This is a genomic window from Desulfuromusa ferrireducens, assembly GCF_055389805.1.
Genome location: NZ_AP042415.1, coordinates 2222152 through 2236743 on the forward strand (window position 1 = coordinate 2222152; position 14592 = coordinate 2236743).

At 53.8% G+C, this 14592-nt stretch carries 15 protein-coding genes and 1 tRNA gene; 5 read left to right on the forward strand and 11 right to left on the reverse strand.

What is annotated here, in order from left to right:
- Positions 1 to 61: 61 nt before the first annotated feature.
- Positions 62 to 1414, forward strand: a complete 1353-nt coding sequence (gene yjjJ / locus ACZ5PT_RS10100; RefSeq protein ID WP_464266696.1) for a type II toxin-antitoxin system HipA family toxin YjjJ — start codon at positions 62 to 64, stop codon at positions 1412 to 1414.
- Positions 1415 to 1626: 212 nt separating this feature from the next.
- Here yjjJ and ACZ5PT_RS10105 read toward each other — a convergent pair.
- Positions 1627 to 1702: transfer RNA gene (locus ACZ5PT_RS10105), tRNA-Thr, on the reverse strand.
- A 275-nt stretch (positions 1703 to 1977) separates the two neighbouring features.
- Here ACZ5PT_RS10105 and ACZ5PT_RS10110 point away from each other — a divergent pair.
- Positions 1978 to 2169 carry a GSU3473 family protein gene (locus ACZ5PT_RS10110; protein ID WP_464262912.1) on the forward strand — a complete coding sequence of 64 codons (192 nt, stop codon included), beginning with the start codon at positions 1978 to 1980 and terminating at the stop codon, positions 2167 to 2169.
- A gap of 131 nt (positions 2170 to 2300) precedes the next feature.
- Here the strand turns inward: ACZ5PT_RS10110 and ACZ5PT_RS10115 are convergent, their stop codons facing one another.
- The 9 genes from ACZ5PT_RS10115 to ACZ5PT_RS10155 all read right to left on the reverse strand — a co-directional run bounded on the left by ACZ5PT_RS10115 (position 2301) and on the right by ACZ5PT_RS10155 (position 9000).
- Positions 2301 to 2831 carry a tetratricopeptide repeat protein gene (locus ACZ5PT_RS10115; RefSeq protein WP_464262913.1) on the reverse strand — a complete coding sequence of 177 codons (531 nt, stop codon included), beginning with the start codon at positions 2829 to 2831 and terminating at the stop codon, positions 2301 to 2303.
- Positions 2832 to 2986: 155 nt separating this feature from the next.
- Positions 2987 to 3922, reverse strand: coding sequence for an EamA family transporter RarD (gene rarD, locus ACZ5PT_RS10120; protein WP_464262914.1), 936 nt, complete (start codon positions 3920 to 3922; stop codon positions 2987 to 2989).
- 43 nt (positions 3923 to 3965) lie between these two features.
- Positions 3966 to 5168, reverse strand: a complete 1203-nt coding sequence (gene arsJ / locus ACZ5PT_RS10125; protein WP_464262915.1) for an organoarsenical effux MFS transporter ArsJ — start codon at positions 5166 to 5168, stop codon at positions 3966 to 3968.
- A gap of 327 nt (positions 5169 to 5495) precedes the next feature.
- Positions 5496 to 5945, reverse strand: a complete 450-nt coding sequence (locus tag ACZ5PT_RS10130) for a rhodanese-like domain-containing protein (protein ID WP_464262916.1) — start codon at positions 5943 to 5945, stop codon at positions 5496 to 5498.
- Between the two features lie 41 nt (positions 5946 to 5986).
- Positions 5987 to 6685 (reverse strand): cytochrome c biogenesis CcdA family protein, encoded by a 699-nt coding sequence (locus ACZ5PT_RS10135; RefSeq protein ID WP_464262917.1) that lies wholly within the window; start codon positions 6683 to 6685, stop codon positions 5987 to 5989.
- 10 nt (positions 6686 to 6695) lie between these two features.
- Complete coding sequence (locus ACZ5PT_RS10140) at positions 6696 to 7058, reverse strand: thioredoxin family protein (RefSeq protein ID WP_464262918.1); 363 nt, start codon at positions 7056 to 7058, stop codon at positions 6696 to 6698.
- Positions 7058 to 7297 (reverse strand): thioredoxin family protein, encoded by a 240-nt coding sequence (locus ACZ5PT_RS10145; RefSeq protein WP_464262919.1) that lies wholly within the window; start codon positions 7295 to 7297, stop codon positions 7058 to 7060. Before ACZ5PT_RS10145 ends, ACZ5PT_RS10140 begins: the two co-directional genes overlap by 1 nt.
- A gap of 19 nt (positions 7298 to 7316) precedes the next feature.
- Positions 7317 to 8624, reverse strand: coding sequence for a permease (locus ACZ5PT_RS10150; protein WP_464262920.1), 1308 nt, complete (start codon positions 8622 to 8624; stop codon positions 7317 to 7319).
- A 43-nt stretch (positions 8625 to 8667) separates the two neighbouring features.
- On the reverse strand, positions 8668 to 9000 hold the full coding sequence (locus tag ACZ5PT_RS10155) for an ArsR/SmtB family transcription factor (protein ID WP_464262921.1): 333 nt from the start codon (positions 8998 to 9000) through the stop codon (positions 8668 to 8670).
- 640 nt (positions 9001 to 9640) lie between these two features.
- On the opposite strand from ACZ5PT_RS10155, the gene ACZ5PT_RS10160 reads away from it, so the two are divergent.
- The 3 genes from ACZ5PT_RS10160 to ACZ5PT_RS10170 all read left to right on the forward strand — a co-directional run bounded on the left by ACZ5PT_RS10160 (position 9641) and on the right by ACZ5PT_RS10170 (position 13925).
- Positions 9641 to 10453: an electron transfer flavoprotein subunit beta/FixA family protein gene (locus ACZ5PT_RS10160; protein WP_464262922.1), complete on the forward strand. Its 813-nt coding sequence runs from the start codon at positions 9641 to 9643 to the stop codon at positions 10451 to 10453.
- A gap of 116 nt (positions 10454 to 10569) precedes the next feature.
- Positions 10570 to 11901 carry an FAD-binding protein gene (locus ACZ5PT_RS10165; RefSeq protein ID WP_464262923.1) on the forward strand — a complete coding sequence of 444 codons (1332 nt, stop codon included), beginning with the start codon at positions 10570 to 10572 and terminating at the stop codon, positions 11899 to 11901.
- 47 nt (positions 11902 to 11948) lie between these two features.
- Positions 11949 to 13925 (forward strand): (Fe-S)-binding protein, encoded by a 1977-nt coding sequence (locus ACZ5PT_RS10170; RefSeq protein WP_464262924.1) that lies wholly within the window; start codon positions 11949 to 11951, stop codon positions 13923 to 13925.
- A 118-nt stretch (positions 13926 to 14043) separates the two neighbouring features.
- Here the strand turns inward: ACZ5PT_RS10170 and ACZ5PT_RS10175 are convergent, their stop codons facing one another.
- Positions 14044 to 14367 (reverse strand): hypothetical protein, encoded by a 324-nt coding sequence (locus ACZ5PT_RS10175; RefSeq protein ID WP_464262925.1) that lies wholly within the window; start codon positions 14365 to 14367, stop codon positions 14044 to 14046.
- Positions 14368 to 14592 lie beyond the last annotated feature (225 nt).

The window sequence follows — 14592 nt, forward strand, 5'->3', positions numbered from 1 at the left end:
TGTTAAATAGAAAAATATTACTAGTCATGAAGCTAGTCAAAACTAACTTCGAGAAGATATCATGTCATCATCTATCAGAGAATATTTAGCACAAGGCCCTGCAACATCAAGGGAGATTCAAGCCGCAACAGGCTTAAACCAGAGCGCTGTTGCTCGGAAGCTTAGAAGCCTTGGCGGCACCGTAATCAAGCTACAGAATGGCCGATCTCCAAGATACGCCGTAACGCGAAATGCCTTTGGCGGAAACGACAAGTTGCCCTTGAGCATTGTCGATGCACACGGAAATACTGTCTTGGCTGCATATGTACGCCCATTGGCTCATGGGGGTTTTTTTGTGGAGCCCGCCACAGGCATGCCCCCTCTCTTGCTTGGAGAAAGCGGAAATGGCCTCTATGATGATTTGCCATATTTTTTATTAGACCTAAGCCCACAGGGTTTTCTTGGCCGAAAGGTAGCCGAAGAGATGGCTTCGCAGGCCGACGACTTTCCAAGCGACCCAAGACATTGGAACGCAAGCCACATTGGCCGCTACCTCGTATCTAATGGTGATGATCTCCCGGGCAACTTTAAATTTGGAGAACAAGCCCTCTTGCGAGTTAGGCATAAGCCTACTCCTGTGCCTGATGAAAACTATCCTGCGCTTGCAAATAGCGTCATGAGTGGCATTATCCCTGGGTCATCAGCTGGCGGAGAGCAACCTAAATTTACAGCCTTCAGCGAAAGAAGATCTGCACATGTGATTGTCAAATTCTCCCCTCGAGGGGATAACGACGTTGCCAGGCGGTGGAGAGACATTCTGATTACAGAATATCACGCTATAGAAGCCATACATGGGGAAAATTTTCCTGCGGCCGAAACTAGACTTATCGAAATGAACGATAGGCTTTTCTTGGAGTCTATGCGCTTTGATAGATCTGGAGAATATGGTCGGATGCCAATGATCTCGCTACAGTCTATTGATGCAGAGTTCACCGGACTGGGAAGCAGCTGGCCACATGTTTTTGATGCGTTACATAGAAAGAATCTGGTTAGCTGGCAGCATGTTTATGATACGGAGTTTTTATGGTGCTTCGGCCGAATGATTAACAATACCGACATGCATTTGGGGAACTTAAGCCTAGCAATTGAGGGGAACGTGTTCAGGCTTTTGCCTGTATACGACATGTGTTCTATGGGATTCGCGCCCAAAAGTGGGGGCGAAGTGCCTCCCTATGACTTTGTAGCCCCCTCGCCCAAAAGGGTGAATATTGATGAAAAAACCTTCTTTTACATAAAAAAAATGGCGCGTGATTTCTGGGAAAGAGTTGGTGGAGACAAAAGAATATCAGGTGAGTTCAGGGAGTTCTTGGGGCGAGGAAATCCAATCGACCTGATGTTAGACCAAGAAACCGACAAGCAAGAGAGTCTGTTTTGACGGCTAGAAATCCAGCCCCGCAATTCTCATGGAATTGCTACCCGAATCCCCGGGTGGATTGCGTCACAACAGATTTCGAGGCAGATTTCTGTTATCTGAAAATTCAGGCTCGTAATTTTTTAGTGTGCAGAATGTATTTGTCTGGGTAGCAGATTATCTTTTTATGTAAAAACAGGCACTCGCAAACAACTTGCAAGTGCCTGTTTTTATTCTGGAGCCGCTGAGCGGAGTTGAACCGCTTACCTGATCATTACGAGTGAACTGCTCTACCAAATGAGCTACAGCGGCAAAGAGGTTTGAATATTTACCCTAATTCGGTAAATGAGTCAATTTCTTATGGTGTCTATTCTGGGGCCGTAATGTGTGTTGTTTGCACCAAATCTTGTACCAGTTTTAAACCTGTTCGGCAACTGAAAGCTACGAGGATGTCAGGCTAGGATCGCAGCGTTTATTGATATCGACTGTGGCGAGGAAGTAAACAACGAAATTCACGAAAAGGAATTTAATGCTATAATCAAAAGCTAGACAATAAACTACTTCATCACTAATTTGGGGGTAGGTCTATGCTGCTACATATTATACACAAAGATGGCAGGTATGATTTTGTGAATGTGTCAATGTTGAAATTCTTGATTGAATCTAGAGAGATCATAAAATTTAAGCGATCTGACGGTTGGGTAGCTGTCGATTCGCCACATGTTCGCAGGACCGAGACCGAAAGATATCATCGGGGCGCAGAGCGACGGCTGCACTAACGAGCAGCTCGCCGAGCCTGATTGGCTCAGACCCTTTATTCCTGCAAACAACCAGTTCCCTCCGGGGTTCACCTTTTTTCCCGCCTCCACCTATTCTCGAGAATATTAAGCGTGAAACCCGCTGTTTTGCTCTAACGCAGACCGATTTTGGAAAGCAGGCGTCCAGTGGTGACATTGAATTTGCTGGTTCGGTCTAAGAAACTAAATACCGGAGGTTTACGGGTGCCGATACTCTCCAACAGCCTGCATATTTCCTGATTGTTATCCAAAGTTAAACCCTGGTGGAGAGTTTTGACGGCCGAAGACCTCCGTCCAGCAATAAGATAGAGCCGTCCAAGGGCCAGATAAATATCAGAACTTCTTGGTTTGGCCTTGTGTGCCTCATTGCACAGAGCAATGCCGCGCTTGAAATCATTTTCCTCTCTGGCCAGACAGTAGCCATGCCAGGCTTTTGCTTCTGGCAGGATAGGGAACTCTGCTGAATCTTTTAATAGCTTAAGACCCAGAGCAGTGTTGCCTCGTTTGGCTTCTGCTATCCCTTCTCTCGCCTGCTTGATACCATGCGCTGTCATTTTTCTTGATCCTTGTCCCCCTGGGGCTTGTACATTAAAGCCTGTGCTTGGCAAGATCTTGTCGTTTAAATCACACTCTAAGTCTACCATTGAATGTCAGCCAAACAAGTCCTCTCTTGGTGTGGACTGTTCTTCTTGTGGGGGGATTATCTAGCAGGAAAATAGCCTTGGGTTGCTATTGAGGATTCGGGGGTGGTGGGGAGACTCTTGCCTGTATCACCGCCTTAAATCATGAATTGCGCTGTCTAATTGTCGTGTGCTGGCTTGCGTCGCCATGTGTTTCGACTCTTCAGGATGGCATTGGCAGAGAAGATCGCCAGCCCGGCCCAGATAAACAGAAAGCTGCTGAAATGGGCCTGGGAGAAGGCTTCGTGGTACAGGCCGATGGCCCAAAGAAAATGCAGCGTCGGGGTGATGTACTGCAAGAAGCCGACGGTGGTCAGTTGCAGGCGTCGCGCCGCCCCGGCGAATAGTAACAACGGGATCGCAGTGACGACTCCGGACAGGGGCAGGAGCAGATCGAGGCGTAAGGAGCCAGCAAGAAAGTTGGCCTGCTGCCCTTCGGCCAGAAAGAGAATATAGCCGAGGGCGAAGGGCGCCAGCAGCAGCGTTTCGACGGTTAAGCCGACCATTGCCTCGACTTTGGCCAGTTTACGTAAGAGGCCGTAAAAACCGAAGGATGTCGCCAGCAAAAGGGCAATCCAGGGGAATTGACCGTGCTGAAAGGTCAGATTAAGTACCCCGAGTAAGGCCAGCAGTACGCTGCATAGTTGCCAACGATTGAGCCGTTCACGCAGGAAGATGAACCCGAGCAGAACACTGAGCAGCGGGGTGATAAAATAACCGAGACTCGATTGCAGGATCTCGCCGCGCTGAATGGCATAAATGAAGACCAGCCAGTTGGTGGCGATCAGCAGGGTTGAGCCGCACAGGGTCAGCAGGATCGGGCGATTTTTAACGGTTTTGCCCAGGCTGCCGAGTTGGCGGCGCAGAACCAGCATGATCAGCAGGAAGAGGGTCGACCAGACGATCCGGTGGCAGACGATCTCCAGTGGCGCTGCCCCGTGCAGGGCCTTGAAGAAGATCGGGAAGCAGCCCCAGATGGTGTAAGCCGCCAAGCCATACAGCACCCCTTGGCGGAGCGTATTTGTCTCATGTGAATTCATTTCGGGAATCTGCACCTTTTTTTTCCAAAAGGCAAGATCGGCTGTTTGTTGGACTTGATCAGTGGCGTGGCAACCGCAGCGACAGCCCCCCGGCGATCAGCACAAACAAAGCCGAAACCCAGAGGCAGCCGACCAGTCCGGTCAATTGAAACACCAGCCCGGAGAGCAGGGTGCCGACCAGTCGCCCGGCGGCGTTGGCCATGTAGTAAAAACCGACATTGAGCGCGACGTCGTCATGTTCGGTGTAGGCGAGGATTAAGTATGAGTGGACCGAGGAGTTGACGGCGAAGACCAGTCCGAACAGTGCCAACCCGGCGACCACGGTGATCCAAGGCGAAAGTCCGACACTGATGCCGATGGCGATGATCGCGGTCAGCCCGGCGAGACAAAAAGCGCCGATACTGGCGGTGTGGCCGGCCGGAGTGCCCGCGTGCAAAAAGCGTTTCAGTAGTTTCGGCGCGAGCGCTTGCACACCGCCGTAGCCGATCACCCAGAGGGCGAGGAACCCGCCGACCTGCGGATGACTCCAGCCGAGGCTGGCGGAGAGAAACACTGGCAGGGCGACGACAAACCAGATATCCCGTGAGCCGAACAGGAACAGGCGCGCCGCCGAGAGCAGGTTGATGTCGCGGCTTTTCGAGAGGATGGCGCTGAACTTGGTCTTCTTCTTCGCCATGCCGATTTCGCGCGGCAAGGAGAACAAGGTCGCCAGCAATACCAATGCCAGGCCACCAGCCATGAGCAGCAACGAAACGCGGAAGCCGAACAGATTGAGCAACAGCCCGCCGAGGAAAAAGCCGATCCCTTTGAGGGCGTTCTTCGAGCCGGTCAGGATTGCCACCCATTTGAACAGTGCCCCCTGCGCATCTGCCGGGATCAGAACCTTGATGGCGCTCTTGCTGCTCATCTTGGTTAGATCTTTGGCGATCCCCGATAAGGCCTGCAGGCCCATCACATAACAGACCGAAAGCAGCACCGGCCAGTTTGGATCGAGCAGGGCCAGTGCCGTTAGGGCGAATACCTGTAAGGTCAGTCCGGCGAACAGGGTGACTTTGAGTCCCAGATGCGAGCCGAGCCAGCCGCCGATCAGGTTGGTGATGACACCGAAAAATTCGTAGAGCAGAAACAGCAGGGCGATCTGCAGCGGCGCGTAGCCGAGCTGATGGAAGTGCAGCAGCACCAGCATTCGCAGGGCGCCGTCGGTGAGGGTGAAGCCCCAGTAGGCACCGGTGACGAGAGAGTAATTTTTCAGATCAGTCATCTTTGTTGTTTGAACCTTTAGGGTCGCGGGGTTGCTGCCCCGCACGCCGCCATACTTTCTTGCTACGCGGCAAGAAAGTACGCAAAGAAACGCGCCCCACTGTTTCCGCCCGCTGGCGCGGGAACCTCCGTTACGCAGATGATTCGGGGCCGCTCCCATTCGCTGCGCTCAACCTCGCGGCAAGTCTCCCGAATCCTCTGCTCCACTGCGGCGGAAGCAGAGGGGGATGTTAAATTACAAACTGCGAGCCACCTTTTTGCACAGTTCCATCATCCGATTAGCGTAACCCATTTCGTTGTCGTGCCAGATGAAAGCCTTGTCTCGCTATTATTGCTCATTGAGCCTTTTCTGGAAATAGAGCGCATTGTCACCGCGCAAATTTTCTGCCAGTCCGATCAGACCATCTTTCAGGTAGCGGGCTGCAATGCCCTTCGAGCGAAGATAGCTCATGGCGATGATCGCCCGGTCTTTGTGCGGGCAGGCGGTAACGATGATCTTGTCTTTCGGTAATTCGCCTAGCCGCTCGGGGAGCTCATTGAGTGGAATCTGCAGGGCGAAGCTCGGACCCCAGGACTGCTGTTCTTCTTTGAAGCGGATATCAACCAGCACCGCTTTGCCGTCCTCAAGCAGATCAATTAATTGCTTGCTGCTGGTCTTCATCTCGATGCGTGCGTCGTAGTCAAAATTGGCCACGTAAGATTCAAAAACTTTGTCGCTGGCAAGCCCCAGCGTCGGCAGGAAAATCAGCAGGGTTACGGCAAGAATAAGGTTTTTCACAGGGATTTCCTATCTGTTGTTAACTTCTCAAGGGTTGCTGATTAGGGGGCGGTATAGATCAGCCAGATGCCACCGGCGATGACCAGCAGTCCGCAGATCCGTTTAATCCAGAGGGTGCCTTTAGAGCGTTCATTCCAGTTGAGATATTGTTGCACTTGCTCGGCAAAGGTTCCGGCAAAGACAATCACTGCACAGTGGCCGAAACCGTAGGCAAGCAGCAGCGCGACGGCGTAGGGCAGGTTGTCGGTCGCTGCGGTAAACGCCACGCCGAGCACCGGTGCCATAAAGGCAAAGGTGCAGGGGCCAAGCGCGATACCGAAGATCAGCCCAAGCAGAAAAGCGGCGAACATCCCCTTGCGGGCCATGCCGACTTGACCGGGGGCCGACCAGGGGGTGGGGATCAGCCCCCAGAGATGCAGACCGACGACGATAAAGATAGCGGCGACCAGCCAGTTTCCCCCGACGCCGACATCACCCAGCATCCGCCCGGCGGCAGCGGTGACGACACCGATCAGGGCGATGGAAACCAGGATGCCGACGGCAAACAGGTTGGCGATGATAAAGGCGCGCCGCGTGGTCATCTGCGTTTGACCATCGATAAAGCCGACGATCAGCGGCAGGCTCGCCAGGTGGCAGGGTGAGAGCAGGATACTCAGAATCCCCCAACCGGCGGCGGCACTCAGAGCAATCAGTGGTGATCCACTGACGCCATGACTGAGGCTGATGAACAGTTGCTCCACGGATCAGCCCCTATTGCGCCGCAAAGCTATAACCGAGTTTTTGCCACTGGGCGAGAATATCCTCACGACCGATAAAACCCTGATGGCGGTAAAGTTCCTTGCCGTCAGCGCCATAAAAGATCTGCGTCGGAATCATCCGCACGCCGTATTCGGCCGCTTCTTCCCGGTGCTTCCAGACATCGATAAACTTGACCTCCATGCGGCCGGCATAGTCCTCTTTCAGTTCATCCAGGATCGGTGCCATTTGGATGCAGGGGATGCATTTGTCCGCTCCCAGGTCGATCAGCTTCGGCAGTTGTGCGGCACTGACCGAGGACGCCAGCAACAGAGTGATAAACATCAGGCTGAATAGTTTTGCGGCTATTTTCTGCATCATATTTTTCCTAAAAGTTTTTCCAGCTCGGCCGGACTCGGCACCTTGCCGGTTAACAGTACTTGACCATCGACTGCCAATGCCGGGGTGGTCATGACGCCGAACCCCATAATCTGATTCAGTTCGGTGACTTTTTCCATTTCGTACTCAAGGCCCAGGCTCTCCGCTGCCTGTTTGGTGTTGGCGGCCAGTTTCTCACATTTAGCACAGCCGGTGCCGAGAATTTGAATTTTTTTCATTGTTTGACTTCCTTTCCGGTTAGAAAAATGTTCCGTACAGTAAACCGCTGATGGTCGCCATAACCACCACCAGCAGGACGAAAACGGCGGTTTTTTTAGTACCCATGACACTGCGGATGACCAGCATGTTTGGTAGTGACAGGGCCGGACCGGCCAGCAGCAGCGCTAAGGCCGGGCCTTTGCCCATGCCAGCGCCGAGCAACCCCTGTAGAATCGGTACTTCGGTGAGGGTGGCAAAATACATAAAAGCACCAAACACCGAGGCAAACAGGTTGGCGGACAGGGAGTTGCCGCCGACCAGGGAGGTGACCCAGCCTGAAGGGATCAAACCTTCCTGTCCGGGGCGGCCGAGCAGCACGCCGGCGATCAACACTCCGAGCAGCAGCAGCGGTAGAATTTTTTTCGCGAAGTCCCAGCTTTCCTCGAACCACTGGCCCATTTCAGCGTCGCGCGTACTTTTTAAATTACTGAGGACGGATAGGCCGATCACGCCGAAGGTGAAAGCGAGTTCCGGGTGCTGTGGTTGAATGATCGCCATCAGCAGGGCAGGAAGCGCCGCCAGCAGGATGCGGACGATACCTAAATTGAACCAGCTGGCGAGCATCAATCCCAGAGCAATAGAAAAGCCGCTGGTGATCCACCATTTTGCGATGTAGAGACTGTGCCAGAGGCCAGTCGCTTGGTCGGTTTTGCCCCAGTTGGCAAACACCAGGATGCCGACCATCGCGGCAAAATAGAGCGCCGTCTGCCAGAGCGGCCGACTTTCCTCGTCGGCAGTCATCAGCGGTGCCGCAGCGGCTTTGTCCGCTTCTTCGTGGCGGAAGAAAAAATGCATCAGCAAGCCAATGACCACGGCAAAGATAATAGCGCCGAGCGCCCTGGCAATGCCCATCTCCGGGCCAAGGATGCGTGCGGTCAGGATAATGGCGAGGATATTGATCGCCGGTCCCGAATAGAGAAAAGCACAGGCCGGGCCGAGCCCTGCGCCCATTCGGTAGATACCGGCAAACAGCGGCAGGATGGTGCAGGAGCAGACAGCGAGAATCGTCCCGGAAACCGAAGCGACGCCGTAGGCAATCAGTTTATTGGCCTGCGGACCGAGATATTTCATCACCGTCGTCTGGCTGACGAAAACGGCAACGGCTCCGGCGATAAAGAAGGCCGGCACCAGGCAGAGCAGCACATGCTCGCGGGCGTACCACTTGACCAGATAGAGGGATTCGAGCATGGCATTTTGCACGCGTGGCATTTCCACCGGCAGAAAGAAGCAGCCGATAAAAACAACCACAATCCAGAAGAGCGGTTTCCATTCAGTTTTCCAATTCATCTCAAATCCTTTTGGTGAATCGGCCTCGTAGGTCGAAGTCAGTTTACTTGTTGGCAATCGTAAGCAGGGCGGATTGTTCACGGGCCTGGTTTTCGAGCACCGATTCAATGCAGCCGAAAAAATTGAGAATACAGGGGACGCGCAATTGGTAGAAAACCTGGTTGTCGCGTTTATCATCTATAACGATTCCGGCCTGTTTGAGTACCGACAGGTGTTTGGAGACCGTCGAAACATCGGCGCCGATCAGTTCGGTCAGATCGCAGACGCAGCGTTCTTCCTGCTCTAATTCTTCGATAATGAACAGGCGGGTTGGATGGGCCAACGCTTTAAGTACGTTGGCGCGGGCATTGAGATGGTTTTTTCGCTCTTGATACATGCTTTTATCTCCTTGGCTATTTGGCATTATTGCCAAATAGCCAAGGATTGTCAACTTCATTTTCCTCTGTCGCTAATCGGGTAGCAGAACCTTCTGGCATCGGCAGACCGTCAACCTTATTGCTCGCCAGGGGCTGTTATCGCATGGTCGATACGGTTGTTCGTCTTTTGTCTGTCGTTTATTTGATCATTCCCTGCTCTCGCCAGTTTTTTAACAAGCGAATGGCCTTTGCACCTCTGCTCCATCCCGGCGGGTCTGAACAGTAATTAGTAGGGCCGACGCGATCAGTTGCTGATCGGTGTCCGGGTGGGTCATTCATTCTGATTTTTGCCTGATATTTCAATGTTTATGCTGGGGGTGACTTATTAAGCGGGAGAAAGTTAAGCGGTGTCAGTATGTTGGTGAATGAAGGAGTTTTTATTTTTTGCTCTCAGGAGTGCTTAAAATATATGCAAATTTATTTGTTTTTACCCAATTTACGTTCATTGTAGAGCAAATACCTTGCCGTTAAGCGATGGTTTTAGGTATTGTCTGGTGGAAATTATCTTAAAGTGTTTATGCTTGCCTTAAAATTAGGCATTCATGTGTGTGCTTTCCCAGATTTAGGGCTTTTCTTTTTTTTCGAAGGGGAATTTATTTCATGCTGGTTGTTTCTTGTATCAAACAGGTTCCGGATACCACCCAGGTGCAGATCGACCCGGTGACCAACACGCTGATCCGGGACGGTATCCCGTTTATCATGAACCCCTATGATACCCACGCCCTCGAAGAGAGCTTGCGGCTGCGCGATCATTACGCGGTGCGCAGTGTTGCGTTGTCGATGGGGCCACCCAATGCCGAGGCGACCTTGCGCAAGGCCTGCGCCCTCGGGGTTGATGACGCCATTTTGCTTTCGGACCGCTGTTTCGGCGGCGCCGATACGCTGGCGACCAGTTGTGTGCTTTCGGCCGCCATCGACCGCCTCGCGCAGGATGACGAGCTGGCGATTGTTTTTTGCGGCAAACAGACCATTGATGGCGATACCGCCCAGGTCGGCCCCGGCATTGCCTCGCGGCTGGGCCTGCATCAGCTGACCCTGGTCGATCGTATCGAGCAGCTTGACCTGGAGCGTAAAACCATCCGCGTGCGGCGCAAGCTGGAAGGGCGTTACGAGATCGTCGAAGCGCCGCTGCCGGTGATGATCACCGTGGTGCGGGAGATCAATCAACCGCGTTACCCGACCGTGCCGATGCGCTTGGCGGCCGAAGAGCGTGAGGTCACCACCTGGGACAACAGTGTCCTGCAACTCGATGTCGAAACCATCGGCCTCAAGGGCTCACCGACCTGGGTTAGCAAGATCTTTTCCCCGCAGCGTGATCAGGGCGAGATCATCGGCGATGGCATCAACGATCCGCAAGCGACCGCGCAACTGTTGATCGACAAACTATTATCCAAGGATCTTCTGGCGGTTTAGCCCTCCATCCGTTTGGGCAAAACGGATGGAGGGCATGACCCCTGTCATGGGTCGTCAGGAACCTCACTGCATTCAGGCTCTGCCTGAAGCAGCAACTCTGTCGGGAATTTAATGCTATGCAAGAGAAGAAAATCAAAAAGCCACGGGGCGTGGCTCGTTGTATTGAAGGTAAATGTGTTGCCTGCGGCGAGCGCTGCGTCAGCGCCTGTCCGGTGGATGGCATCATCATGAACGACGCCGGTGAACTGCTGTCGATCGTTGAAGAAAAATGTATCGGCTGCGACAAATGCGTCAAGGTTTGTGCGGTAGGGGCGCTGGAGATGTTTTATACCCCGGAGCAGCTGGAGCAGCTGAAACTCTGGGAGGCGCAGAGCAATGGCGCCGCAGAGCTGGACCCAGAAGTCCTGGCGTTGCGTAAAAAACTCGCCAGGTATAAAGGCGTCTGGGTGTTTATCGAGCAGTATGGCGGTGCTGTGGCCAAGGTCTCCTGGGAACTGCTCGGCAGTGGCCGGCAACTGGCCGATACCCTCGGCGTTGAACTGTCGGCGGTGATTATTGGCCACGACATTGAGTCAATCCGTAGTGAAACCTACGCGTATGGCGCCGATGCGGCGATCATGCTGGATGCCGCCGTCTACGCCGATTATCGCACCGAGCCGTTTACCGACGCGCTCTGTTTCCTGATCGACAAACACAAGCCGGAAATCATCCTGATGGGCGCCACCGGGCAGGGTCGGGATCTGGCCGGCTCAGTGGCCACCGTGGTTGGAACTGGTCTGACCGCCGACTGCACTGGTCTGGCCATCGACAGCCACGGCAACCTGGCGCAAACGCGGCCGGCCTTTGGCGGCAACATCATGGCAACGATTATGTGCGATAAGTTCCGGCCGCAGATGTCGACCGTCAGACCGCAGGTGATGTCGGTCCCTGAGTATATTGCTGGTCGTAGCGGCAAGGTCACGCGGGAATCTTTTGCGCCGAACGAAGAGAGCATTCTGGTCAAGGTTCTTAAGGTGCTCACTGACCAGGGCGGCAAAGACCAGGTCGATATTGCCGGGGCCGAGATCATTGTCTCGGGTGGTCGCGGCATGATGGGAAAGGAGAACTTTTCCATTTTGCAGGAGTTGGCCGATGAGCTCGGCGGAGTGGTCGGCGCTTCGAGAAGTGCGGTCGATGCCGGCTGGAAGGCGCAAAGCCGTCAGGTCGGTCAGACTGGTAAGACGGTGCGGCCGATGATTTATATCGCCTGCGGCATTTCCGGTGCCATCCAGCACATGGTCGGCATGCAGGACTCGGACGTGATTATCGCCATCAACCGCGATCCAGAGGCGTCAATCTTTCAAGTTGCCACCTACGGTATTGTCGGTGACCTGTTTGAGGTGGTCCCGGCACTGACCCAGGGAATCCGCGCGCTGAAAGAGCAACGCCAAGGTGACCACGCCGCTTAAACGTTGTTGGCGCTAAAGTCTTTTATCCAGGAGTAATGAGATACGTCATGTCGATCAATCAAACGATATATATCCCTCTGTTAGCTGTTTCGCTGCTGTGCTTCTGTTTCAGTTGCTACCAGCGTCTGCAATTAATCTCCCTGGGGGCTGCCGAGCAGCGCAGCGACCGTCCCGGGAGCCGTTTTATGCGCATGCTCAGCTATGCCTTCGCGCAGAAGCGGGTCGTCCAGCGCCCCTTTGGCGTCAACCACTCGCTGTTGTTCTGGGCCTTTTTACTGCTGGTGCTGGCCAACGCCGAGTTTCTGCTGGAGGGATTGTTCCCCTCGGTCTCTTTGGCGCTGTTACCGGTTTTTTTGCATCATGCTCTGGCGTTTATTTTTGATGCCGTGTCGCTGCTCACCCTGGTCTGTGTCGTCGTTGCTTTTTCCCGCCGGCTGTTGTTTGCTCCCGACTACCTGGGCAACGACTACACGTCTCCTCGTAGCGGCGAAGCGTTGCTGATTCTGGGGATGATCGCCACGCTGATGATTGCTTTCTTTTTGCTGCATGGGGCGCAGATTGCCCTCGGCGCCGACCATGCCGCGCGGCCGGTCTCGGCTCTGCTTGGGAAGCTCCTGGCCGGCTTTTCCGTTTCCGCACTCGAAACTCTGGCGCTGACCTCCTGGTGGTTGCATGCCGTGGTCCTGCTGGTTTTTATGAACCTGTTGCCGCGCAGCAAGCACATGCATATTCTGACCGCCATCCCCAATACCTATCTGTCCAGCCTGGAAAAACCGAATACCCAGCCGCGGGAAGAGTTTGCCAAGGGCAAGCGCTTTGGCGTCAGTTCCGTGGCGCAGTTTTCCTGGAAGGATCTGCTCGACAGCATGACCTGTACCGAGTGTGGCCGCTGTCAGGATTTGTGCCCGGCGCATAATACCGGTAAATCGCTGAACCCGCGGCGCATTGTGCATGACATCAAGGTTAATCTGCTGAAAAACGGTCCCGCTTTGCAGGGCGGGCAGGTGGATATTCTGCCGCTGATCGCAGCGGAGCAGGGGGAGGGAACCAGTTGCACGGCGGCGCTGTGGGATTGCACGACCTGTGGCTCCTGTGTCAGCGTCTGCCCGGTGCTGATCGAACAGATGCCGAAGATCGTCAAAATGCGCCGCCATCTGGTGCAGGAAAAAGCTGAGTTCCCGGAAGAGCTACTCAACCTGTTCGAGAACATGGAACAGCGCAGCAACCCCTGGGGGATTGCCCCGTCCGAGCGGACCAAGTGGAGCAACCAGCTTGGAGAGCGACCTTTTGAGTCAGGCAAAAGCGAGGTACTGTTCTTTGTCGGCTGTGCCGGCAGCTTCGATAACCGCGCCAAACACGTCTCCGTCGCCTTAGCGACCATCCTGGATGCTGCCGGAGTCAGCTGGGGGATGCTCGGCAAGGAGGAACTGTGCTGCGGCGACAGCCTGCGGCGGCTCGGCAATGAGTACGTCTTCGATAAGATGGCCAGAGAGAACGTTGCACTGTTCAAGGAGAAGGGCGTGAAGAAGATCGTTACCGCCTGCCCGCACTGTTTCAGCACCTTGAAGAACGACTACCGGCAGTATGGGCTGGAGATCGAAGTCCTGCATCACAGTGAACTGATCAATGAATTACTCAAAGAGGGAAAACTGAAGCTGCCACAGGTCGATCAGGGCAAGCTGCTGTTTCATGATTCCTGTTACCTGGGACGCCACAACGACACCTACGCCGCTCCGCGCGAAGTGCTGAAAAGCGCCACCGGCAATGCCCCCGCTGAGTTCGAGCGTAGCCGCGAGAGTGGTTTCTGTTGCGGTGCCGGCGGCGGGCGGATGTGGCTGGAGGAGTTGACCGGCGAGCGGATCAATCGCACGCGGGTTAAAGAAGCGTTGACCCACGAGCCGGATACCCTCTGCGTTTCCTGCCCTTACTGTATGACCATGATGCAGGATGGCTTGAATGATGAGGGAAGCGTGAAAGTCCAAGTGAAGGATATTGCCGAGATTGTCGCGGAGTCGCTTCGCTAGCTTCTCGTGCTCAGCTTTTATCGATTTCGACTTGATCTGACAGTTGCCGAATGCTGGTCCCCGTCAGATCAAGTCGCGAAAATTTATATCAATGTCTTCCGGCTCGATTCTTTGAGCGTTAACAGGCCTTGATTTGTGTTTTGATCCGGTCACCAGTGCCTTTGCCTTTTTCTTCACCGGCAAGGAGAAAATTGGCAGTATCTTCTGCCACGTAGCTCTCGCAGGTACCGTCTTTTTTTCGATCCCGATCACCTGAGCCGTTACCGTTGTCGCCTGCCAAAAGCAGGTAGGCCGCATCATCTTCAGGGTTATTTTTACAGTCTTCGAGTTTGTCCCTGATTCGATCACCGGTGCCTTCGCCGTTCTCGCCCGCAAAAGCAAAACCGACACCCAAAGACAGCACGAGTAAAATTGCCAGACCACACGTTACATTTCTTAACATTTTAGTACCTCCGTTTAGATTGGTTTGTGTTGTGCTCATACCTTCGATTTTTAGATTTGAACCTGTGGGTAACTCCTTCTTTCGTATGACATGCTTTGCAGTCTTATTTTCTCTCCTTTTATTGGTGGCGTATTTTTGATCTGTCAGTCACCACCCCTAATAGTAACGACTAGTTGGTCGGTTTTATGGTGTTTTATATGTACGTTAGTTGTGACGAACGGCCTG